A 20,740-nucleotide genomic window follows, 5' to 3' on the forward strand; every position below is an offset into this window, starting at 1 on the left:
GGTCACACGTGGCTCTCCAGTCGGGCAGCCTGGTCAAGGAGAAACCGACGCTCAGCCAGACTATTCGTACGACGCGCGGCAAGCAGGTACTCGGTGCGAGCCGCCGCCGGCTGGCCGACTCTCTCGAGGAGATGTGCCCGCACGGAGTTCACCCGATGGTGGCCGTGGAGCTCACCGTCGGCGTTGAGCGACTCGAGCAGCTCGAGGCCAGCCAGGGGCCCGGTCACCATCGACACGGCCACTGCCCGATTCAGGGTGACGACCGGGCTTGGAGCGATCCGATCCAACGTCTCGTACAGGGCAAGTATCTGCGGCCAGTCGGTGTCGGCGGCCGACGGGGCCTCGTCGTGCACCGCGGCGATCGCCGCCTGCAGCTGGTACGGACCCAACGGAGTGCTCGAGAGTGCGCTACTGATCAGCTCGACGCCCTCAGCAATGTATGCCTGATTCCAACGGCTTCGGTCCTGCTCTGCAAGGGGAATCAAGTTTCCAGCGGGGTCGGCCCGGGCAAGCCTGCGGGCATCGGTCAGCAGCATCAGCGCGAGCAGCCCGGCGACCTCGCCGTTGCGCGGCACAAGGCGTTTCAGCTCACGAGTCAGGCGAATCGCCTCGGTACTGAGCTCGGCCCGGGCGAGGAAGGATCCGGACGAGGCCGTGTATCCCTCGTTGAAGATGAGGTACAGCGCCTTTAGAACTGTGTCCAGGCGGCCTGGCCACTCCGCCTGAGTCGGCATCGAGAAGGATGCGCCCGCGTCGCGAATCTTCTGCTTTGCACGAGAGATCCGCTGCGCCATAGTGGACTCCGGCAGCAGAAATGCGGCGGCGATGTCGGCTGTGGAGAGACCGCCGACGGCGCGCAGTGTGAGGGCGATCTGCGTCGGCGGTGTCAGCGCTGGGTGGCAACAGAGGAAGAACAGCGACAGCGTGTCGTCGCGGTCGGGGCCGCGACCGTCGCTTGCCGGCGGCGCGATCAGGTCCGCTGGGAGCGTTGCGGCTGCGAGCCGCGTCTCGCGCTGTCGCCGGGCTTGTTCGCTGCGGACCTGATCGATGAGTCGTCGAGAGGCGACCTTCAGCAACCAGCCATACGGATTCGCGGGTACGCCCTCGGCCGGCCATTGCTGGGCGGCTGCTAGCAGCGCTTCTTGCACTGCATCCTCACAGATGTCGAATTGGCCATAGCGCCGAACGAGCGCGCCGAGCACCTGCGGCGTCGACCGCCGCAGTACATCCTCGACACGCTGGTCCGGTTGCACTATTAGGCCTCGCTACCTGCTTCGTGCAACAACGGCCACAGCTCCACCGCGCTAACCGAAGCCCACGGCATCTCCGCGGCAAGCTCGACCGCGCGTTCTTCGCTGTCACAGTCGATGAGGTAGTAGCTCGCCAGGTATTCCTTCGATTCCAAGTACGGGCCGTCCGTAACCGTCGGCGCCCCCTGGCGTACCCGAACGGTCTTGGCTGCCACGGCGTCGGCAAGCCCGTACGCGCCGAGTAGCTCCCCGGATTCGAAGAATCTCTTGTTGAAAGCGTCCTGTTCAGCGATACCCTTGCGCTGCTCCTCGGCCGAGAATGCCTCCCAGGTCGCCTGGTTGGCGTAGATCATCAGCATGTATTTCACGGTGTCTCCTCAGGTCGGGAACGCCTCTTCGGCATTCTGTCTATCAGTCGGAGCCAGTGGGCGTTACTCGACATCGCTGAAAGAAGTCCGCTGAAAGAACTTCGGGTGCGCGGGGGCCTCGTCGGTCCTTCCTTCAACCGGCACCACAGCATCGATCAAGGCGGGAGGCTGGGCGTTCAGATCACCTCAGCCGTGCCGGTCGTCAGGCGAATTTCGCAACGGTTAAGCGAGGCACTGGCGTCCTGGTCAGCCGTTGCTCACGGTGACTCGATGATCGTCGAGTGGCCGCAGGACCTGGCGATTCGCTACGGCCGGCTACCGGTCTCCGCTGGCTGATTCTCTGCGGTCGTATCGCCTGTGGGGTGATCGGCTGTCAGCTGATCACTCGTGCTTTTGCTCCCACTGTTCACGCGGGGGAGTCTGTGGTCCAGCCACATCAACAACGCGCCAATACCGATGAGCAGGACGTTCAACGCGATGCCGTTGCGAATCACCGTCACATAGCCATGGACGTTCACATCGATGAACGGGTATGGGTACCACTTTGAGATCGCCCCATGAATGAAGGTGTAGATCACGTAGAGCGCCGGCCAGATCAGCGACAGGACCAGCGTGTTCTCGTCGATGCGGGGCCGCGGGCCGAACAGGAGCCAGCCGATGGCTGCCATCAGCGGAGCGGCGTAATGCAGCAGCGCGTTGGTCACGGCAGCCGCGCCATGAAGGTCTACAACCCCACGCAGCAACGTCGAATAAACGATTCCGGTGACGATGATGCCGAACAAGGCACACAAGCGAAGGACCCGCCACACCTTGCCGTCCCGATCAGGACGGCGTGCCAACGTGAGCGCCGTAATCGCCACCAGGATGTTGGATTCGACAGTGAAGTAGCTGAAGAATCGGATGACACGAGTCGCCGAACTCGGTGGGTTTCCTGCGGCGTCTGCTAGCACGTTTACGTTCTGCAGGACGAGAACGAGTTGCCAGATCAGGCCGGTGATGATGACCAGACCCGTTAGCAAATGCCAAATGGAGGCCGCATTTCGTCCGGAACGAGACATCGTCACGTGACGGAGCATAGCGACCTGGCCTCGCGCCATTGATCGCCTCCGCGAAGGCCACGCCCGCTCAGGAAACGAAATGGTTCAGGTCAGCCTCGCGGAGACGATCAAGGCGTGCGGACGCGGCTAGCGGTGCCCACCGGAGCTGGCGTGATGCTTTCCGCTGTCGGCCGCGGTGCTTGCGTGACGCGCACCGTCAGCGCCCTGCGAACGGTGCTTGCCCGCTGACGCCGTTCCAGCGTGGGCGAAGCCGTTGGTGTCGTGCGCCTGATTCGGCGAGGAAGCCTGCTGAGTACTCGCGACGGTCATGACAGATTTTGCCGGATCGTGTTTGCCCGGATCGTGTTTGCCCGGATCGTGTTTGCCCGGATCGTGTTGGGCCCGATTGTGTTTGCCCGGATCGTGTTCTCTGGGGCCTAAATTGCCGGACCATCGCCTGTTCCGACCGATGTGCTTAGCAGCCCAGTGGTAAGCACCAACGCGAGGCGGCTGAGCCTGGGCTCGAAGTCCACGGCGGCATGCGCTAATTGCGGGTCCTCTGCATAGAGTGCAACGAGTGTCTCCGGCGGATGCGCGATCTGCCATAGCGAGCCGGCCAGGTTACTTATCGCTGCGATGAGTTCGCGACCACCGCCCACACCAAGCTCGGGAACGGCACGGGTTACCAGCGCAGCCAAGTCGTCAACCGCGGTCAGAGCCTCGATCTTGAAGTTGCGAACGGACTCCAGCGACACGTTGCGCTCGAGGTTTAGCGGCGCGTGCGCAAGCAGATCACAGAACAACGGACGCTGTGTGAGGGTCTTTGACAGCGCGGTCGCGAGGGCCACTGCCGACTCACCGCGGTAGCCGCCAGTGCGTCTGGACACGATTCCGTGAGCGGAGCCGTCGATCTCGACGTGCATTGCCCGCGCCCACTCGTTCCAGCCCTCGGCGGTCAGCTTGAGGTAGATCTCTTCCCGCGTCTCGAAGTAGCGCAAAAGCGCTGATTTGTGCACGCCCACTTCGGCCGCGATATCGGTCAGGGTCACCGTTCGCACACCCTCGCGCAGCGCAAGCGTCCGGGCAGCAGCAAGGATCGCCTCGTACCGCTGATGTTTGTGCTCGGGGCTGCGGGCCCGCTGAAAGGCCTGTGCGCTCTCGATCACGCGTTCAGAATAGCGCAACGCCGTTGACTTGTTAACAGAACGGTGTTGTACTAACTGCCATGACGAAGGTTTGGTTGATCACCGGCAGTTCTCGCGGCTTTGGGCGCAACCTCGCCGAGGCCGTCCTCGCCTCGGGCGATCAGTTGATCGCGACCGCACGCACACCTGAACAGTTGCAAGACCTCGTCGACCAGTACGGCGATCAGGTCCGCGGCGTGCCGCTCGACGTGACGGACCCGGTGGCCGCCGAGGCTGCGATCGCTGCGGCGACCGATGCCTTCGGGCGGCTCGACGTTTTGGTCAACAATGCCGGCTACAGCGATATCGCTTCGATCGAGGAGACGTCGTTGGCCGACTTTCGTACCCAGATCGAAACCAATCTGTGGGGGACGATCAACGTGACCAAGGCCGCCTTGCCGGTGTTTCACGCGCAGCGCGCTGGGCACATCATCCAGTTCTCGTCGGTGGGCGGTCGCGGAACGGCGCCAGGCCTTGGTCCTTACCAGACAGCCAAGTTCGGGGTCGAGGGCTTTTCCGGTGTGCTGGCAAAGGAAGTTGGCCCAATCGGAATCAAGGTGACCGTCATCGAACCCGGCGCGTTTCGAACCGACTGGGCAGGATCGTCCATGCAGATCAAGGAGATCGGTCCGGACTACCGTCCCACCGTGGGTGCCCTGGCCGAGCTGGTTCGCAAACGCACCGGCAAGGAGCCTGGTGACCCCGCCAGGGCGGCCCAGGTCATCTTGCAGGTTGCGAAAATGGACGACCCGCCGCTTCAACTGCTGCTCGGAAAGGCAGCCCTGGCCACTACCGACGGCGCCGATCGGGCCCGGATCGAGGAGAACGCACGCTGGCGTTATCTCAGCGAAGCGGCTGACTTCGACGAACCCGATCTGCCCGCCTAACCCCGTGAATCGTGTAACGCTCGGCACCGTATCGATGCCGAGCGTTACACGATTCGCGGAGGTTTAATTAGGGCTTGCTTATATAAGTGGCTGCCTATATTCTTGCCTCGTGCACGCTCTTGACATCCTTGGTGACCCGATCCGGCGTCGCATCCTGGAGCTGCTCGCAGACGGCGAACAATCTGCGGGTGAGATCGGTGCTGTGGTGCAGGCCGAGTTCGGCATATCCCAACCAGCGGTCTCGCAGCACCTGCGGGTTCTGCGCGACAGCGGTTTCACGACAGTGCGGGCCGAGGGAACCCGCAGGCTTTATTCGGTGGACGCCGAGCCGTTGCGAGAAGTCGACGAGTGGCTCGATCCGTACCGGCGCTTCTGGACGCAGCGACTGGACGCACTCGGCACCGAATTGGCCCGCGGCAAGCGCGAACGCCGCGCTGACACCTCCATTGCGAAAGGAATGAACAAGAAATGACTACCGAAACCGAAGACGCAACCAAGACCACCCACGAGTTACGGCGCCGCCAGATCCCGGCCGGCGAAGCGCGCTGTGCAGTCTTTCGTCGAACCTACGACGCCCCGATCGAGGACGTTTGGGACGCATGTACAAACCCAGCTCGCCTTCGCCGTTGGTACGCGCCGGTAGAAGGCGACCTCAAAGTTGGCGGCAGCTTCAGCCAGGGGGACTTCGGGCCGGGCAAGGTCATCCGCTGCGAGGCGCCCAATCTGCTCACCGTCGCTCTCGGCGGAGTCGACCCGGCGCCGGATGAGATCGAATTGCGTTTGTCCGTAGGAGAGAACGGCGCGACCGTCCTCGAGTTCGAGCACGCGACAACGATCGATACGCATGAGATCGGCGGTCAAATCTTCGACGCCGTGTACTGCATGGGCGGCGGTTACGGCCCACGCTTGGTGACGCTCGACCTGCATCTGCGAGGTGAGCTCGGCGATGACGTCGATCCGTCGCTGCTACACCTTCGCGACGAATTGCGACCGGCAATTGATCAAAGCATGGCTGCGTTGGCCGATCTACTCGAGGCTGACAAGAAGCCGTAACCGTCAAGCCGCACTGCACGAAGGCTCCTCTCGTCCATCGGTCACATTCATCCGAGGCGAGGTGTCATAAGAGTGACCGGCCGAGGTCTGGTCGATATGAGACACAACGAGAGGAACCTTCATGCAAGCGCGGATAAGCAATCCAGCAACGATCCTTCCCGACGCCATGCCCGCCATTCTCAAGCTCTTCCAGGTCACCAATGACGGCGGCGTCCCCGAAAGAACCATGGAACTGGTCCATCTGCGGGCGAGCCAGGTCAATGGTTGCAGCGCCTGTGTCGACGCAGGCGTCCGATCTGCCAAGAAGGCCGGCGAGACTGCCGAGCGACTTTTTGCCGTGGCAGCATGGCGTGAAGCCCCGTACTTCACCGACGCCGAGCGCGCCGCGTTAGCCCTGGCCGAGGCTGCCACCCGCCTCAGCGACCGCCCGGATCCGGTTACGGACGACATCTGGGACGAAGCGGCTCGGCACTTCGACGAGAGGGGCTTGGCGGCCCTCGTTCTTATGATCGGCGTGACGAATCTCTTCAATCGCCTGAACGCGACAACCCGTCAGATAGCAGGCGCCGCTTGGTAGGCGATGGCGCCCTTTTGACCGCGAGTGTCGGTTTAACCGCTGGCGGCCGTAGCTGCTAGCGGGCCAAACTACCTGGATGCAATTGTTGGAACGGGAATCGTCGGTGGCTTCGCTGATCGAATACGCCGGCGATGCTCGACGGGGCGACGGGCGTTTGGTGCTGGTGGCCGGTGAAGCCGGTGTCGGAAAGTCCGCGCTGGTCGAACAGGTCGCGAGCGAAGTTCCGGACGGACGGTGGTCATGGGGTTCCTGCGATGGCCTGTTCACCCCGCGTCCGCTCGGGCCGCTGTTCGATCTCGCGGCCCAGCTGGGCGGCCCACTGCTCGAACTGTGCCGAAATGGTGCACCGCGGGAGGAACTCTTCGACGGGCTGCTGCATCAGATCAGCCGCCCCGACCAATTCGACATCGTCGTTATCGAGGACGTTCATTGGGCCGACGAAGCGACGATTGATCTGCTCCGTTTTCTGGGTCGCCGCCTCCGGGACGCCACGGTGCTGCTCATTGTCACCTACCGCGATGAGGGTCTGGCACCACGCGATCCCCTTCGCGTTGCCCTCGGCGAGCTTGCCTCGCAGCGTGGCACCAGGCGGATCGAGCTTGAACCGCTGTCAGCGGAGGCGGTTTCGATCCTCGCCGACGGTAGCGGTCTCGAGGCGGGCGAGCTACATCAGCTCACCGGCGGAAACCCCTTCTACGTCACCGAGGTAATCCAGGCCGGCATGGCCGACGTTCCCGCATCTGCGCGCGACGCCGTACTGGCCCGCACGGCTCGGTTGAGCGAACGCGCCGCCGCGGCGCTGGACATCGCCGCGCTGATTGGAAACCGGGTCGAGCTGCCGCTGCTTGAGTCCGCAGCGACCTGCCCGTCCGCGGTCCTAGATGAGCTGCTGTCCTCAGGATTGCTCGTGGTGGACGCCAGTTTCGGTCGAAGCGAGCTGAGGTTCCGGCACGAGATCGCAAGGCTTGCCGTGGCGCAGGCGGTGCCAGCCCATCGGGCAGCACCGATTCATGTTCGCGTCCTTGCCGCACTGAACGAGCGTGCGTGTGATGACGACGCCCGGTTGGCCTTTCACGCCGAGGCCGCTGGCGATGCGGCGGCTGTACTGCGCCACGCCTCGGCAGCCGCAGCGCGGGCAAGCGAGCTTGCGGCACATCGCGAGGCCGCAGCGCAGTACGCGCGAGCACTACGGTTCGCCACCGAGACCGATCCGGTCACCATCGCCAAGTTGTGCGACGCGCTTGCTTACGAGGCGTCGTTGATCGATAGGTTGCACGACGCCGCCGAGGCCCGCGGCCGCGCCCTGCAATTGTGGCGAGCAGCCGGAGACCGGCGGCGCGAAGCCGACACGATGCGGCGACTTTCGCGCACAATGTGGCGGCTCTCGCGCGGGGACGACGCGATGACTCTCGCCGAATCGGCCGTGGCCGTCGCAGAACCGCTCGGACCAACTGCCGAGCTCGCCTGGGCCTATTCCAACCTAGCGAATAGCCGGATGCTTGCCGGCGATCATGCCGAGGCAGTCGCGTTGGCTCGGACGGCTAGGACCATCGCCGAGCCGCTCGGTCTCTTCGCCGTCCTGAGCGACGCACTCAACACCGAGGGTTGCTGCGCCGCGGTCACCGGGGACGACTGGTTCGGACTACTGAGCGAAGCCCTCGCAATCGCCCTGTCGCACGGAAACGAGGAACAGGTCGGACGGGCGTACCTCAATCTCTACACAATCCTCTGTGACGAAAGGCGGTTCGGTGAGGCCGAGCGATACTACGTAGAGGGAATTGCCTATCGCGACGAGCGCGACCTGAGCACGTTCATCTCGTGTCTGAAAGGTGAGCGGACTTCCGTCCTCGCGCAGCTCGGTCGATGGGACGAAGCGGTCGAACTCAGCGAGGAGCTGCTCGACCGCGTTGTGTCTCCCATAAACCGGATCAATTCGTTGCTGAACCTGGGCATGATCTCGGCCCGGCGAGGGCAGCCAACGGCCTGGGGATTCCTCGATGAAGCGCTCCAGGCCGCGCTGGGCTCCGGTGATCCCGTCCGGCTGGCGGCGGTACGACTCGCACGCGCAGAGGCATTCTGGCTTCAGGGTGACGGCGCTGGGACTGCACGCGAGGTGCACGGTGCCCTTGATGTACAGGGCGCCTGCGACCCCTGGACCCGCGGCGCGATTGCCTTATGGACACAACGGGTTGCGTGTATGCCTGACGGTGGCCAAATCCTCGAGTCGGCCGCAGAGGCAGTCCCACAGCAAGTCCCAGAGCCTTACCGTTACGAGATCGAAGGTGAGTTCGTCCAGGCGGCGAAGATCTGGACGGCGCTCGACTGCCCTTTCAACGCGGCTATGGCGTTGCTCGGTTCAGACGAGGAGCCAGCCTTGCGAGAGTCCCTAGCGGCCTTCGCAACGCTCAAGGCAGATGCCTGCGTCCGACTCGTCCGGCAGAAAATGCGTTGGCTCGGAATCCAGTCGATCCCAATTGGCGCTCGCAGCGCAACCCGTGCTCACCCGCTTGGTCTGACGCGTCGGGAACACGACGTGCTGCAGTTGATCAGCGGCGGTCGTACGAATGCAGCGATAGCGGCGGAACTCGTTGTATCTCCGAAGACTGTCGATCACCACGTATCAGCCGTTTTGGCGAAACTCGGCGTCGCCAGTCGCGGCGCTGCCGCTGCCAAGGCCGCTGAGCTCGGGCTGTAGAGGCACAAAACTAGGGAACTCCATCCCCAAGATGGGGAACCGCTCCCGATCCGCAGATGACCCGGCCGCCATACGGTCAGCTGGAAACAATTCGCCGATCAAGGAGTTCCAATGCCGCTCTACCTGGACGTGCACAACATCGCTAACGGCGTGAGCCTCGACGACGTCGCCAAGGCGCACATGGCCGATCTGCAGACGCAGGACGAGTACCACGTCAACTACCTGCGATATTGGGTGAACGAGGAAGAAGGCAAGATTTTCTGCCTCGTAGATGCACCCTCCGCTGAGGCGGCCGCCGACGTCCACGCGGAGGCACACGGTTTGGTGGCCGACGAGATCGTTGAGGTCACAGAAGGTTTCTAGAAGCCAGCTTCAGTCAGCTAGGGAAAGGCAAAACCATGCACAGAATCCGTAAGATATTTGCTGGCGGGGCCGCGTTTGCAGCCGCCGTAACCGCCTTTGTCACGCTCGCAACCCTCACCTCGGTTGCGGCCAGCGCTCAGGTTGCCCCGGCGCCACCGGGCGATCCCGTTCCAACCTCAACCGGGCCGATCCGGATGATCTCGCACGGCTCGCCGATCTGGACGTTCGTCGTTGTCGGGGCACTCACCGCGGTAGTCACGGTGGCCATCACACTGCTGGTCGTTCAACGGGTGCACCGGATGCCCCGCTCTCTCACCACCGCCTGATCGCCTGACCCTCGAACATGCGACAAGAAGCGATGCCCTTTCAGCCCAAGCCGAGCTGCGGAACTCGCCAGCAGTACCAGGCGACGACGCTTCGGTAAGGGCGAAAGGGGTCGCCCAACACCTCGAGCGCTTTAGCCGTCGGCACCGGGATATCCCAGGCCTGGGCGAAGCCCTTGCGCACCGCGAGATCACCGGTCGGCCAGATATCGATACGGCGCAGCTGGAACATGAGGAACATCTCTGCTGACCACTTGCCGATGCCGCGCACGGTAGAGAGCCTGGCCACGATCTCTTGATCGCCCAGGCGAGCCAGGCGGCGAGAGTCGAGCACTACGGTCCCGTCGAGCACCTTGGTCGCGAGGTCAACCACAGACACGACCTTGTTTCCGGACAGGCCGCTGCCACGCAGAAGTTCGGGCGGTGTGGCCAGCACGCGTTCGGGGCTGACGTCGTCTTGCAGGACCGCGATGAGGCGCCCGTGGATCGCGCGGGCCGCGGCGCCGGCGAGCTGCTGGTAAGTGATCGAACGCACCAACGTGGCGAAGTGGGTCTCGCGCGGAACCGGCAGCGTAGGCAGACCGTGCGCATCAACCAGTTGCGCGATCACGGGGTCGCGCGCTGCAAGCAGTCGAGCAGCTTCGCGGAACCCAATTCTGCGGCGCGGGCGAGGCTCGGCTGGGAGAACAGTCATCGCTCAACGACGCTAGCAGCCCGCCCGCCGAAAAAGCTCGGCTTCGCTGTGTACTGTGCGCCCTAGGAGCGATCGCCCAGAAATCATTCGGCCGAGATAGGCAGGCTGGTATGACGCCTGACATCACAGTGCGCAACAACACCGAGTCACGAACGTATGAGGCTGTCATCGACGACCAGGTGGTCGGACTGATCATCTACGAGGTCGAAGGCCCAAGGATCGCCTTGACCCACACGATCGTCGAGCCTGAATACCGGCGCCAAGGCATCGCCACGATGCTCGTTCGGGGCGCTCTCGATGACATCCGAGCGTCCGGTGTGCTGATCAGCGTTTTCTGCAACTTCGTATCTCATTTTGTCAGCGCGCACCCGGAGTACGCCGATCTGATCGACGCCAATCACCCGGGTGTCTCCCGCCCTGGCTGACGGGCGTCCTAAAGCCGGTCCACCAGCTTTGCAAGCATCGTCGTGTTACGCGCGGTCGTCGGGTTCTCGGGCAGCGCGTCCTTCCAGCGCTTCTGGGTCAGGGTGGTCTCAGTCGACTTGGAGCGAATCAGCCAGTGCACGTCACGGCCGCGCACGAGTACCTGGTCGTGATCGTTCGAGAGCGCCTCCACCGCGGCCTTTTCCGCCGCGGAGAGCGGGATAAGCGGCAGCAGCGCGAAATGGGTGTGGCCGGACGCAATCTCACCGAAAGGCTTTTCCGTCGCCAGTGCCTTCACCTGCGCTGCCGTCCGGACGAACGTCGTCACCTCGAACCCGAACTTTTCTTCGAGCGCTGGCCGAATTCTTGCCTCGTGATCAGCTGCCTTGCCCGGTGCGCTGAAGATCAGGTTGCCGCTGTTGACATAGCTGCCGACCTCGTCCAAGCCGAGATCCTCAAGCGTCTGCCGAGCTGTTGCCATGGCGACGGTTCGCTTACCAACGTTCACTGCACGGAGAAATGCCACGAAACGCGCCATCAGCCGACCCCATCTTTCAGCCAGGTGGCAGCTCGGCGGGTAGATGCGCGGGATAGCCACGCATCTTGCACCAGCTCGGCAAGCTCTTGACTGCTGAGCTCGTCCACGCGACTTGCCCGCAATAGCACCGACGGGTGGCCATCGAAGTGCGGCGTGGTGAAGAACGGGGAGTCCGAGGCCTGGATCAGCGACTGCTTGTCCGCCTCGGATCCGACCCAGAAGACGATCACGTCGTCATATCTCGTCCCTGTGAGGGGGTCAACGGCATCCGGGCGGGGAGTACGAAAGAACACGAATGACTTGCCACCCACCTGGTAAACCGCGTTGCCCTGCGGCCCGCGTATCACGGTGACATGTGGCATGTTCTTCGCCAGCTCATGCACGTCAGCCACGGTCGGCTTCCGATTCGATGGCGCCATCTTTGCAGCTTAGGGTGATCCAGGCGCCCGGCTGCGGCGGCCCGGCGCAAGACTCGCCAGCCCACCATTCGTCGGCGCAAGTTGGGCGAAGCAAGCCGACGGCGGCGCGCCTCGACAGCGAGCGCTGCGCGGCGCAGAGTGAACATCGAGAGGACGGTTTCCATGACCAAGCACGATCCGAAGCACGATCCGAAGCGCGATCCGAAGCGCGATCGACCGGTGCCGCCAGCAGAGCAGGACCCGCAGCGCTTCAAGCACCTGCCGGAGCATGTCGATCCCAAGGATCTCGTCACCAGCCAGGAGACCGAGCCTGCACGCGACCCGGAGGGCGGACGTGACACCGACCGCGACTTCATGATCCGCTACGCGGCTGGAGACTGATCCACCCTTGATCTGGTGGCGCAAACGCAGAGAGAAACAAGCCGTCGCGGATGCGCGCGCGCTCATCCAGCCCTATTACGACTACCTGGCTGCCGATATCGGCACATTGCAACCCGGCGACAACGCGGTCGCCCGGCAGGCACTTTCGGATGCCTCGCAGCGATTCAATTCCGCGGGGGCGCAGATGGCGACGGGGACTACCCTGGCGCAGCTGGGCGGTGCACGCCGAAGCATTCTCGAGGGGTTGCAGGCGGCGCGCACGGCGCGCGTGGCGCTGGGCATCGACCCGGGCCCGGACCTGCCGCGAATAGCCGAATCAACAGCACCACAGCTGACCGAGCCGAAACGGCTGAACGTCGAAGGCGAAACCGTTCAGGGCTATCCGTCCTACACTCCCGGCGCCCCCTACTACTTCGCCGGTGGGGGTGGGTACGTCGGCGGGTGGTATTCAGCGCCGTTCTGGCAGACCCTGCTTATCGCTGAGGCGCTGACTCCGGGTTGGGGGTACGGCTTCGGTGACTATGGCTGGGGCGGCGGCGGGTACGACTCAGGATTTGATGCAGGATTTGATGCAGGATCTGATGGCGGGCAGGACATCGATCAGCAGGACGGCGGTGGAGACTCGGGCGGAGGCGACTCAGGTGGCGACTTCGGCGGTGGTGACTTCGGCGGTGGCGACTTCGGTGGTGGCGACTTCGGTAGTGGCGACTGGTAACCGCGTCTAGCGCTCCCAGCGCTGTTCGTCCGCGATTGCTGGGGCAAGCAAGGTTACGATTCAAGGTATGACCGCCGTCGAGCCGCTTTCCGCGACAGAGGAAGCGCTGTGGCGCGCGGTGATGCGAATCGTGAAGGTCCTACCGCGATTGCTGGACAGCGACCTGGTCAGAGGCGCTGGTCTGACAGCGAGCGAATACACGGCGATCATGCACCTCTCGGAGGCTCCGAATCGCGAGTTGCGGATGGCCTACCTGGCCAAAGCCACTGACTTGTCGGCGAGCCGGATCACCCGCCTGGTGGATGATCTCCAATCGCGGGGGCTCGTCACGAAGACGGCAAGCTCTTCCGATACGCGGGGCAACGTTGCCCGGCTCACGCCCGCGGGCTTGGCGAAATTGAAGGCTGCATGGCCCGTTCACCTGGAAAGCGTTCGCCGTAGCTTCATCGATTGCGTCGATGCAACCGCTCTTGAGCCAGTCGCTAAAGCCCTCGCCGTGATTGCGACCCATCTCGAGGACGCATAGGCCAAGCAGCGACGGATCCGTAACCGGATCACGCACCAAGCTCTGGTAATAGGTGAGTTGCTTGCCCACGCAAGAACCGGCAATGGCCTAGACACCAGCTGCATTCCGGAGCAAGGCGGTCAGCTGGCAACGTAGCAAGACGCACGGCTCAGGACGGCATGTCGACGAAGCGGGACAGATGGCCCTGGAAGGCCACTACAGCGCTGCCAGTGGGGCCATTGCGGTGCTTGGCGATGATGATGTCGGCCTCGCCAGCCCGCGGGGACTCACGTTCGTACATGTCTTCGCGGTGTACCAACATGACCACGTCGGCGTCCTGCTCGATGGAGCCAGATTCACGAAGATCGGACAACATTGGTTTCTTGTCCGTCCGCTGTTCGGGACCGCGGTTGAGCTGTGACAGCGCCACCACCGGGACCTCGAGTTCTTTCGCGATCAGCTTCATGGCCCGCGAGAATTCCGAGACCTCTTGCTGGCGAGATTCCACCCGTTTACCGGACGTCATCAACTGCATGTAGTCGATCACGATCAATCGCAGGTCGTGTCGTTGCTTGAGCCGTCGTGACTTCGCGCGGATCTCCATCATCGTCAGGTTTGGAGAATCATCAATGAATAACGGGGCTTCTGCCAACTCGGAAGACTTGAGCGCGATCTTGCGCCAATCCTCGTCGGTCATCCGACCCGCCCGGATGTCATTGAGCTTCACACGTGACTCGGCAGAGAACAGCCGCATCATGATGTCTTGTTTGGACATCTCCAGCGAGAAGATCACCGTCGGCATGTGATTTCGGACGGCCGCCGAACGTGCGAAGTCCATGGCGAGCGTGGACTTTCCAGAACCTGGGCGCCCAGCAACGACGATCATCTGACCCGGGTGCAGGCCATGCGTCATCTCGTCGATCTGGCTGAACCCGGTCGGAACGCCGGACGATTTGCCGCCGCTTTCTTCGATCCGGGCCATGTCGTCGAGGGTCGATTCGATGAGCCCCTCGACCGAGACATAGTCCTCCGTCGTCCGGCGTTCCGTGACCTCGTAAATCTCGGCCTGCGCCCGATCGACCACGTCATCGACCGTGCCGGCGAGGCCCTCACCCTCGTTCGCACCGTAGCCCATCTGAACGATCCGCGTCCCGGCCTCGACCAGGCGACGCAGGATTGAACGCTCGGCGACGATCTCTGCGTAGTACCCGGCGTTGGCGGCGGTGGGCACACCCGAAATGAGCGTGTGCAGATACGGATGGCCGCCGACGCGGTTCATCTGGCCGGTACGGGTGAGCTCGCCGGCAACTGTCACCGCGTCTGCGGGTTCGCCTCGGCCGTAGAGGTCGAGAACGGCGTCGTAGATGAGCTGATGAGCTGGTCGGTAGAAGTCGTTACTGCGAAGCACCTCGATAACGTCGGCAATAGCGTCCTTGGACAGCAGCATGCCGCCCAGTACCGACTGCTCAGCTTCGATGTCTTGTGGAGGGGTGCGGTCGAATCTAGGGCCGCGATCCTCGCCGCCACCGAATTCGCCTGCGACGACCGACACGCGCCCCTGCCCCTCTGAACCTCGAACGACCGCGCGTGGGACCTGTTCTCGCCGGCCCCACGTATCGACACCTGCCATGCATGTAGTTCTACGCGATGACACTGACAAGAAATACATCGCTGTAATTCAGGTGAAGGTGCCAGCAAACGATGGGCAACGCGACGGGAGATGATCCTCCCGCTTTGAAGCCCGCGCCTACGTTAGGGACGTTGCGCTAGTTCAGCAATTCGGCCTGTGCACACAGCTGTGGACGAAGGTGTGGGCAACGCCGGTAAAGGTTGTTCACGACTTGGGGATATCACTGTGCACAGACTTATATCCGTGGGCCCTGGCCCCCATATTTACTGCGGCCTAGCCAAAAGTGCCTGTGGATAAAAACTCGTGGACAAGAAACTTCTCTGTGAAGTCGGTGCTGGATAAAACTGGGCCGGAAGCGATACCACACACATAGGGTTTACGAAAGCGATACGAAAAATTACCGCCAGTAGTTGATCATCCACAGGCCAACCCAGTCCCGATTTCGAGACCGACAGAGCCCGGGTTGTCCGCTTACGCGCACAGCCCGGGCTCCGTTATGTGATGCTATGTCGTGGTGCGTTACTGCGCTGCGACGGTCACCGGAAGCGACGCGACGACGTCGGCGTGCAGCTCGATCGTCACCGTGTGGCTACCAGTGGTCTTGATGTGACCTGGCAGGTGCACGCGCTTCTTGTCGACGAGCGGCCCTCCGGCCGCCTTGACCGCTGTGACTACGTCAGCTTGGGTGACGGAACCGAATAGCTTTCCGCCGTCACCTGCACGGGCATTCAGCGTGACCTTGAGGCCCTCGAGCTGGGTCTTGATCTCTTGGGCGTGGTCGAGTCCACGAATCTCGCGAGCGTCCTGCGCACGCTTGATCTGGGTGATCTGCTTCTCCGCGCCACGCGTCCAGTTGATGGCGGCACCGCGGGGGACCAGGTAGTTGCGTCCGTAACCGTCGGCAACCTCGACGACGTCGCCGGGCAGTCCGAGGCCTGAGACTTCGCGGGTCAGGATGAGCTTCATATTCTTCCTGCCCTTTCTTAGCGAGCGGTTGAGGTGTACGGCAAGAGCGCCATCTCGCGGGCGTTCTTGACTGCCTTCGCGATCTCACGCTGCTGCTGGGTGCTGACGCCGGTCACGCGACGAGCGCGGATCTTGCCGCGGTCGGAGATGAACTTGCGCAACAGTGCGGTGTCTTTGTAGTCGATCGCTTCAATCTTTGAGGTCTTGAGCGGATTCGACTTTTTCTTGGGCTTACGAATGGGTGGCTTGGCCATGGTGTTGATGCTCCTGATTTATCTTGGCAAAGAGACTTAGAAAGGGGGCTCGTCGGAGAAACCGCCGGCTGAACCGCCAGCCGGGCCGGACGATGCCCACGGGTCATCTGCGGGTGCGTAGTTACCGCCGCCGCCGGTGGGTGCGCCGCTGGAGTTGTCGGCGCCGAATCCGCCGCCGGAGGATCCGCGCTGAGTGCGGTTCACCTTGGCAGTGGCGTAGCGCAGCGACGGACCAACCTCGTCGACCTGCATCTCGATAACGGTGCGCTTCTCGCCCTCACGGGTTTCGAAGGACCGCTGCTGCAAGCGACCTTGCACGACGACGCGCATGCCACGGGTCAGTGATTCGGCGACGTTCTCGGCAGCCTGCCGCCAGATCGAACAGCGGAGGAACAGCGCTTCGCCGTCCTTCCACTCGTTGGATTGGCGATCGAAGGTGCGCGGAGTCGAGGCGACCGTGAATGACGCAACTGCTGCACCCGACGGGGTGAATCGCAGCTCCGGATCCGCCGTCAGGTTGCCCACGACGGTGATGACGGTTTCGCCAGCCATGTCAGGCCAGGGCCTTCTTGGCGGCGGCCTTGGCTTCGGCCTTCTTGACCTTTGCCTTCTTGGGAACAGGACGGAGCACCTTGGTGCGCAGCACCGACTCGTTCAGGTTGAGTTGGCGGTCGAGTTCGATGACCGATGCCGGCTCGGCGCTGATGTCGATGACCGCATAGATGCCCTCAGGCTTCTTGTTGATCTCGAAAGACAACCGGCGACGTCCCCAGATATCTACCTTCTCTACTGTGCCGCCATCTTTCTTGATGACGCTCAGGAAGGTGTCCAGCGACGGTGCGATCGTCCGCTCGTCTAGCTCGGGGTCAAGGATGACCATGACTTCGTAGTGGCGCATGGGATTAACCCAGCCTCCTGTGGACTATGCGGCCACGGACTCTCCGTGGCAGGAGGGTGTGACTGCCCGGCGCGCACCGCTCCGCCGCCGCCCTAACGAGATAGAGGAGCAGGCGAACCTGGCGCGTGAGCCCGGAAAGGGAGACACCAGACGTCTCCACAAGACAGCCAACCCAGTTAGGTTACCGGCCGAGGCCGCGTGGACGAAATCGAGTCGCTGAGCGGGACGGATTGCCGCCGGGATCTCCGTGCGGCAGCAATCAACGGTGGGAGCGTGCCCGCTGAGGGTGTGGCAGCAAGAAGGTCCGCGCGTAACACGCGGTCGCCGTAGACAGCGCGATGATCGCGAGCATTACCAAGACGCCGGGCATACCGGTCAGCGCAGATCGATCCCGGTTAGCTGCCACCTCGACAGCGGACGGCGCGGGCTTGGCCAACGCCGCAGTGCCGGTCGAGTTCGACGAGCCCGCAGCCTCATCTGAACGGTAGGTACTCGACGTCCTGGCGGGCATCGCTAGATTCCCCCGGTGCGCGGCGCCGTCACGACCCGGCGCAGCGCCGTCGCGACCCGGCGCAGCGCTTTCTTCAGACCCGGTTCCCGTCGAGCCACCATTGGACGCCGAGTCGGTGGGCCCAGCTGAGGCACCCGGTGACCCTGGTCCTGTCGCCGTCGACCCCCCACCGGTAAGGCCACCGACGCCTTGGTTGATCTGTCCAAGACCGGAGCCGACGATTCCGTTCACCGGTGCGAGGACGCCGTTCACGCCACCGACCAACCCCCCTACGACACCGTTGACCGGATCAGTGACTGCGGACGGCAGCACCGCGACACTGACACTTGGCGACGGCAGGTTGATGGCCACCACGCACTTCTGCGCGGATGCATCGATCTGGAGTTTTCCGGTCTGTGTCGTGGCGGCGATGCCGAGCACGGCCTTGTTTGTCCAGCTCAGCTTGTAGGTGGCCGATCTGGCGAACGTGACCGACTGACCGTGCGCCCCGAGATCGGTGAACGCCTTGGAGCTGTTCGGATCAGCCGAATCGGGTGCCGGCCTGATGGTCAGTGCCTCGCTGCCTAGGAGACCGAGTATCGGATCCTTCGTGAATGTCAGCGTGGACCCTGGGGTCACCGCCAGCGACCCGTTCAACGGCAATGGACACGCAGCCGAGCTCATGCCGGTCAGCGTCAGACCGACGGGCACCGGAGTCGTCGACGCGCTGGCCGTCGAGGTTGCGAACGGGATGAGCAGCAGCGCCGTGCCGGTCGCTAGCCCGGTGGCGACAATGGCCCCGGTAACGCGACCTCGGTTCATCGTTGTCTCCTCGACGAGTCGCTGCTCATGCCCGTTTTGCAGCGTATGCCTACTAACAAGCGGTCAGCAAGCGTTAGGTCACTGTTTATTATTTGGAGATCCCGTTCGATCACCGTCGGCCCCAGCGATCACGACTGGCGGCGGCGAGCCGTCAACCAGAGCAACATCACGCCCACACAAACCGACAGCCCGCCGATCGCGGCTGCCAGCACTGGCGCCGCACCGGTACTGGCTAGCCTCTGGCCGGACTTGGCGGTGACCGCCGACGTCTTGACCGCTGACGGAGCAGGCCGACGGGTTGCCTCGACGATCACGGAAGATACGCGCTTCGGTGTCAGGCCGGGCGCTGATGGCACCGCTTTGCCCGGCCGTAAGGCAGGAGCCGTTGGCGGCGCCGGGTGAGTCAACGGCGCGGGGTGAGTCAACGGCGCGGGGTGAGTCAACGGCGCGGGGTGAGTCAACGGCGCGGGGTGAGTCAACGGCGCGGGGTGAGTCAACGGCGCGGGGTGAGTCAACGGAAAGGTCTCGCTCCGCTGCCCGCTCAGCGCGATCGCCACCTGGTGACCTGTCCGGTCAGTGGCGACCTCGGAGAAGGTGTTCGAGCCGGTTCCGCACGATCGAATGGGTGCGGTATCGAACTCGATACGGCCTTCTTGGTCGCTCGTCGCCGACGCGCTCAGCTGAGCGCAAACCGCACCCGCGCTATCGGTCAGCGTCACGGCGAACACGTAGTCACTGACGCGGGCAAATCCGGCCCCGATCACGTGATCGGCTGCCGGCGTACCGACGATGCGTGGACCGACTCCGCCTACCACGGCGGTGACCAGAGCCGGCAACACGGTGAAGGTCTCGGTGGGTTGCCCGGGCGGCGTCGTCGCAACAACGAGGCCCTGTTCGCCGACGATTTGCTCGACAAAGGTGTCAGCGCCGGTTCCGCAGGCGGCGATGGTCGGCATCGCGACCGACAGGGCGCCTTTCGCGTCGGCAATCGCGACCGCGGTCACTGTCCCGCAGGTTGTGCCGTCTGCGGCGGTACCGGCCGCGCTTGGGCCGGTTTCGGCGCGCAATGTCGCCGTACGCAACGTCGCGTTAATGGTGTAACGAGCCTTTGGGATCAGGCCGGACGCATTCACCACATCAACGGCGGCGGACCCGTTCGTCCGCGGCTGCGTGCCGCCGAGGACCGACGTCGTCACCCGAGGGGCCACTACCACCACCGACGCGGTCGCTGCCGGGACTGGTTTCAACGGCACCGCAGACGACACGGCGAGCCGCTGGGAGCCACCGCGGAAAGTGGCCACGCTATGGCTTGGTGAATACCCCAGACGCATCGTCACATTCGGCTCCGCGGTCCCGCGTGCGGTTACAACGACTGGACCGGCCTTCGTCGCTCGATAGGTCAGCAACGTTGTGCCTGAGGCTCCGGTGCTGCCCGACGAACTCGATACCAAGACGCCCCCCGTCAGAGAACCTATGGCGAAAGGCGCATGTGGAATCGCGACCCCGGTTGCGCTACGAACCGAAATCGCGATCCTCGCGGTGCCCCCGACAGGTGGCGCAACGTCGAAGCTGACTTTCGTTGTGTAGGGCCCGGCATACCTATCGGAGTCGGCGATCATCTGATTGATCTGACCCACGATCTGCGGATTGATGGTCATCAACTGGGCCTTGAAATAGCGGTTGTAGCTCGTGGTGAAGGGCTTCGACCCGGTCAACAGGTTGATTGCCATCGACACCGCTGAGGTCGTTAGTGGCGATGCGGCCTGGCCGTAGCGGTTGATGATCCAGATGATGCGCTGGGCGGTGTGCCCGCTCGCCCCGGCGTTGGAGCCCGATCGCCCGGCCCAGCTGGAGACCTCAGTCGTCCGATAGCCATATGACGGATTGGGGTAGTCATAGAAATCGTCTATGCAGTAGGAGCGAGCACCGTTGATGCTTCGGTAGGCGCCCGCCCAGTACGCACGCGATGCTCCCTGCAAGGGGTCGGTCAGCAGGTAGCCGGTGCCCGCCAGCTCCGACGAGTGATTCGGCGCTGTCGAGCGATGATCCAACGGCGCCGTCGCGCCCGCGGACCCCGTCGAAACGGTGCAATACCCCAGGACACCGAGTAGGACGACGGCTAACCAACGCCCCCAAGCGCGGCGGTGCTCGGCGGCCGGTGGCGGCCCTGCGAAGCCGCTGGCCGAGGCTGGGTTGAGTCTGTTCATGCTTCTGGTGCTCCTGCTCATGTCGGATCGGTCGGACCGGAGAACGGACCGGAGAACGTGG

26 protein-coding genes are annotated in these 20,740 nt (G+C 63.5%); 11 read left to right on the forward strand and 15 right to left on the reverse strand.

All coding sequences use genetic code 11. The features are described 5' to 3' along the window. Positions 1–2 precede the first annotated feature (2 nt). From ACSMXN_RS24385 to ACSMXN_RS24405, 5 genes are all read right to left on the reverse strand, one after another. On the reverse strand, positions 3–1,253 hold the full coding sequence (locus ACSMXN_RS24385; protein WP_022915582.1) for an RNA polymerase sigma factor: 1,251 nt from the start codon (positions 1,251–1,253) through the stop codon (positions 3–5). 2 nt (positions 1,254–1,255) lie between these two features. Continuing rightward, complete coding sequence (locus ACSMXN_RS24390; protein ID WP_022915581.1) at positions 1,256–1,618, reverse strand: YciI family protein; 363 nt, start codon at positions 1,616–1,618, stop codon at positions 1,256–1,258. A 305-nt stretch (positions 1,619–1,923) separates the two neighbouring features. Then, positions 1,924–2,676: a Pr6Pr family membrane protein gene (locus ACSMXN_RS24395; RefSeq protein ID WP_455407797.1), complete on the reverse strand. Its 753-nt coding sequence runs from the start codon at positions 2,674–2,676 to the stop codon at positions 1,924–1,926. Between the two features lie 126 nt (positions 2,677–2,802). Continuing rightward, positions 2,803–2,985, reverse strand: a complete 183-nt coding sequence (locus ACSMXN_RS24400; protein ID WP_155958566.1) for a hypothetical protein — start codon at positions 2,983–2,985, stop codon at positions 2,803–2,805. Positions 2,986–3,092: 107 nt separating this feature from the next. Further along, on the reverse strand, positions 3,093–3,821 hold the full coding sequence (locus tag ACSMXN_RS24405) for a TetR/AcrR family transcriptional regulator (protein WP_022916073.1): 729 nt from the start codon (positions 3,819–3,821) through the stop codon (positions 3,093–3,095). 59 nt (positions 3,822–3,880) lie between these two features. Here ACSMXN_RS24405 and ACSMXN_RS24410 point away from each other — a divergent pair, with 59 nt between their 5' ends. The 7 genes from ACSMXN_RS24410 (at position 3,881) to ACSMXN_RS24440 (ending at position 9,740) form a co-directional block, all read left to right on the forward strand. Further along, entirely contained in the window at positions 3,881–4,726 is an 846-nt protein-coding gene (locus ACSMXN_RS24410; RefSeq protein ID WP_022916074.1) for an oxidoreductase, read from the forward strand. Positions 4,727–4,835: 109 nt separating this feature from the next. Next, positions 4,836–5,198 (forward strand): metalloregulator ArsR/SmtB family transcription factor, encoded by a 363-nt coding sequence (locus ACSMXN_RS24415; RefSeq protein WP_022916075.1) that lies wholly within the window; start codon positions 4,836–4,838, stop codon positions 5,196–5,198. Next, entirely contained in the window at positions 5,195–5,779 is a 585-nt protein-coding gene (locus ACSMXN_RS24420; protein WP_022916076.1) for an SRPBCC domain-containing protein, read from the forward strand. Before ACSMXN_RS24415 ends, ACSMXN_RS24420 begins: the two co-directional genes overlap by 4 nt. A gap of 121 nt (positions 5,780–5,900) precedes the next feature. Next, positions 5,901–6,356, forward strand: coding sequence for a carboxymuconolactone decarboxylase family protein (locus ACSMXN_RS24425; RefSeq protein ID WP_022916077.1), 456 nt, complete (start codon positions 5,901–5,903; stop codon positions 6,354–6,356). Positions 6,357–6,432: 76 nt separating this feature from the next. After that, complete coding sequence (locus tag ACSMXN_RS24430; RefSeq protein ID WP_022916078.1) at positions 6,433–9,051, forward strand: AAA family ATPase; 2,619 nt, start codon at positions 6,433–6,435, stop codon at positions 9,049–9,051. A gap of 111 nt (positions 9,052–9,162) precedes the next feature. Then, positions 9,163–9,414 (forward strand): DUF4242 domain-containing protein, encoded by a 252-nt coding sequence (locus tag ACSMXN_RS24435; RefSeq protein WP_455407656.1) that lies wholly within the window; start codon positions 9,163–9,165, stop codon positions 9,412–9,414. A gap of 35 nt (positions 9,415–9,449) precedes the next feature. Beyond that, the gene (locus ACSMXN_RS24440; RefSeq protein WP_022916016.1) at positions 9,450–9,740 is read left to right on the forward strand and encodes a hypothetical protein; all 291 of its coding nucleotides are present in this window, start codon (positions 9,450–9,452) and stop codon (positions 9,738–9,740) included. 40 nt (positions 9,741–9,780) lie between these two features. Here the strand turns inward: ACSMXN_RS24440 and ACSMXN_RS24445 are convergent, their stop codons facing one another. Then, on the reverse strand, positions 9,781–10,431 hold the full coding sequence (locus ACSMXN_RS24445) for a DNA-3-methyladenine glycosylase (RefSeq protein WP_022916017.1): 651 nt from the start codon (positions 10,429–10,431) through the stop codon (positions 9,781–9,783). 110 nt (positions 10,432–10,541) lie between these two features. Between ACSMXN_RS24445 and ACSMXN_RS24450 the strand changes: the two genes are divergently transcribed. Further along, positions 10,542–10,856: a GNAT family N-acetyltransferase gene (locus tag ACSMXN_RS24450; RefSeq protein ID WP_022916018.1), complete on the forward strand. Its 315-nt coding sequence runs from the start codon at positions 10,542–10,544 to the stop codon at positions 10,854–10,856. 8 nt (positions 10,857–10,864) lie between these two features. Here the strand turns inward: ACSMXN_RS24450 and ACSMXN_RS24455 are convergent, their stop codons facing one another. Together ACSMXN_RS24455 and ACSMXN_RS24460 are read right to left on the reverse strand one after the other, a co-directional pair. Next, entirely contained in the window at positions 10,865–11,380 is a 516-nt protein-coding gene (locus ACSMXN_RS24455) for a DUF1697 domain-containing protein (protein WP_196811485.1), read from the reverse strand. Positions 11,381–11,391: 11 nt separating this feature from the next. Continuing rightward, positions 11,392–11,811 (reverse strand): MmcQ/YjbR family DNA-binding protein, encoded by a 420-nt coding sequence (locus tag ACSMXN_RS24460; protein WP_027140083.1) that lies wholly within the window; start codon positions 11,809–11,811, stop codon positions 11,392–11,394. Between the two features lie 162 nt (positions 11,812–11,973). Here ACSMXN_RS24460 and ACSMXN_RS24465 point away from each other — a divergent pair, with 162 nt between their 5' ends. The 3 genes from ACSMXN_RS24465 (at position 11,974) to ACSMXN_RS24475 (ending at position 13,433) form a co-directional block, all read left to right on the forward strand. Continuing rightward, positions 11,974–12,192: a hypothetical protein gene (locus tag ACSMXN_RS24465; RefSeq protein ID WP_022916021.1), complete on the forward strand. Its 219-nt coding sequence runs from the start codon at positions 11,974–11,976 to the stop codon at positions 12,190–12,192. Positions 12,193–12,199: 7 nt separating this feature from the next. Next, positions 12,200–12,907 (forward strand): hypothetical protein, encoded by a 708-nt coding sequence (locus ACSMXN_RS24470; protein WP_022916022.1) that lies wholly within the window; start codon positions 12,200–12,202, stop codon positions 12,905–12,907. A gap of 67 nt (positions 12,908–12,974) precedes the next feature. Then, positions 12,975–13,433 (forward strand): MarR family winged helix-turn-helix transcriptional regulator, encoded by a 459-nt coding sequence (locus tag ACSMXN_RS24475; RefSeq protein WP_022916023.1) that lies wholly within the window; start codon positions 12,975–12,977, stop codon positions 13,431–13,433. Between the two features lie 148 nt (positions 13,434–13,581). On the opposite strand, the gene dnaB is transcribed toward ACSMXN_RS24475, so the two are convergent. From dnaB to ACSMXN_RS24510, 7 genes are all read right to left on the reverse strand, one after another. Continuing rightward, positions 13,582–15,042, reverse strand: coding sequence for a replicative DNA helicase (gene dnaB, locus ACSMXN_RS24480; RefSeq protein WP_081649409.1), 1,461 nt, complete (start codon positions 15,040–15,042; stop codon positions 13,582–13,584). A gap of 519 nt (positions 15,043–15,561) precedes the next feature. Beyond that, on the reverse strand, positions 15,562–16,008 hold the full coding sequence (gene rplI / locus ACSMXN_RS24485; protein ID WP_022916025.1) for a 50S ribosomal protein L9: 447 nt from the start codon (positions 16,006–16,008) through the stop codon (positions 15,562–15,564). A gap of 17 nt (positions 16,009–16,025) precedes the next feature. Next, positions 16,026–16,262, reverse strand: a complete 237-nt coding sequence (rpsR, locus tag ACSMXN_RS24490; RefSeq protein WP_022916026.1) for a 30S ribosomal protein S18 — start codon at positions 16,260–16,262, stop codon at positions 16,026–16,028. Between the two features lie 36 nt (positions 16,263–16,298). After that, positions 16,299–16,814, reverse strand: a complete 516-nt coding sequence (locus ACSMXN_RS24495) for a single-stranded DNA-binding protein (RefSeq protein WP_022916027.1) — start codon at positions 16,812–16,814, stop codon at positions 16,299–16,301. Position 16,815: 1 nt separating this feature from the next. Beyond that, entirely contained in the window at positions 16,816–17,160 is a 345-nt protein-coding gene (gene rpsF / locus ACSMXN_RS24500; RefSeq protein WP_022916028.1) for a 30S ribosomal protein S6, read from the reverse strand. A 259-nt stretch (positions 17,161–17,419) separates the two neighbouring features. Continuing rightward, positions 17,420–18,472 carry a hypothetical protein gene (locus ACSMXN_RS24505; protein ID WP_022916029.1) on the reverse strand — a complete coding sequence of 351 codons (1,053 nt, stop codon included), beginning with the start codon at positions 18,470–18,472 and terminating at the stop codon, positions 17,420–17,422. Between the two features lie 128 nt (positions 18,473–18,600). Then, entirely contained in the window at positions 18,601–20,679 is a 2,079-nt protein-coding gene (locus tag ACSMXN_RS24510) for a hypothetical protein (protein ID WP_455407657.1), read from the reverse strand. Positions 20,680–20,740: the final 61 nt, after the last annotated feature.

This window comes from Parajatrophihabitans canadensis, from assembly GCF_053764775.1.

Excerpts from the sequence above, each read along its gene's own strand:
- ACSMXN_RS24445 (WP_022916017.1), bottom strand. The coding sequence starts at position 10,431 with ATGACTGTTCTCCCAGCCGAGCCTCGCCCGCGCCGCAGAATTGGGTTC.
- rpsR (WP_022916026.1), bottom strand. The coding sequence starts at position 16,262 with ATGGCCAAGCCACCCATTCGTAAGCCCAAGAAAAAGTCGAATCCGCTC.
- ACSMXN_RS24460 (WP_027140083.1), bottom strand. The coding sequence starts at position 11,811 with ATGGCGCCATCGAATCGGAAGCCGACCGTGGCTGACGTGCATGAGCTG.
- ACSMXN_RS24440 (WP_022916016.1), top strand. The coding sequence starts at position 9,450 with ATGCACAGAATCCGTAAGATATTTGCTGGCGGGGCCGCGTTTGCAGCC.
- ACSMXN_RS24430 (WP_022916078.1), top strand. The coding sequence starts at position 6,433 with ATGCAATTGTTGGAACGGGAATCGTCGGTGGCTTCGCTGATCGAATAC.
- ACSMXN_RS24435 (WP_455407656.1), top strand. The coding sequence starts at position 9,163 with ATGCCGCTCTACCTGGACGTGCACAACATCGCTAACGGCGTGAGCCTC.
- ACSMXN_RS24420 (WP_022916076.1), top strand. The coding sequence starts at position 5,195 with ATGACTACCGAAACCGAAGACGCAACCAAGACCACCCACGAGTTACGG.
- ACSMXN_RS24450 (WP_022916018.1), top strand. The coding sequence starts at position 10,542 with ATGACGCCTGACATCACAGTGCGCAACAACACCGAGTCACGAACGTAT.
- ACSMXN_RS24475 (WP_022916023.1), top strand. The coding sequence starts at position 12,975 with ATGACCGCCGTCGAGCCGCTTTCCGCGACAGAGGAAGCGCTGTGGCGC.
- ACSMXN_RS24425 (WP_022916077.1), top strand. The coding sequence starts at position 5,901 with ATGCAAGCGCGGATAAGCAATCCAGCAACGATCCTTCCCGACGCCATG.
- ACSMXN_RS24510 (WP_455407657.1), bottom strand. The coding sequence starts at position 20,679 with ATGAACAGACTCAACCCAGCCTCGGCCAGCGGCTTCGCAGGGCCGCCA.
- ACSMXN_RS24495 (WP_022916027.1), bottom strand. The coding sequence starts at position 16,814 with ATGGCTGGCGAAACCGTCATCACCGTCGTGGGCAACCTGACGGCGGAT.
- ACSMXN_RS24395 (WP_455407797.1), bottom strand. The coding sequence starts at position 2,676 with ATGTCTCGTTCCGGACGAAATGCGGCCTCCATTTGGCATTTGCTAACG.
- dnaB (WP_081649409.1), bottom strand. The coding sequence starts at position 15,042 with ATGGCAGGTGTCGATACGTGGGGCCGGCGAGAACAGGTCCCACGCGCG.
- ACSMXN_RS24400 (WP_155958566.1), bottom strand. The coding sequence starts at position 2,985 with ATGACCGTCGCGAGTACTCAGCAGGCTTCCTCGCCGAATCAGGCGCAC.
- ACSMXN_RS24505 (WP_022916029.1), bottom strand. The coding sequence starts at position 18,472 with ATGAACCGAGGTCGCGTTACCGGGGCCATTGTCGCCACCGGGCTAGCG.
- ACSMXN_RS24465 (WP_022916021.1), top strand. The coding sequence starts at position 11,974 with ATGACCAAGCACGATCCGAAGCACGATCCGAAGCGCGATCCGAAGCGC.
- rpsF (WP_022916028.1), bottom strand. The coding sequence starts at position 17,160 with ATGCGCCACTACGAAGTCATGGTCATCCTTGACCCCGAGCTAGACGAG.
- ACSMXN_RS24410 (WP_022916074.1), top strand. The coding sequence starts at position 3,881 with ATGACGAAGGTTTGGTTGATCACCGGCAGTTCTCGCGGCTTTGGGCGC.
- rplI (WP_022916025.1), bottom strand. The coding sequence starts at position 16,008 with ATGAAGCTCATCCTGACCCGCGAAGTCTCAGGCCTCGGACTGCCCGGC.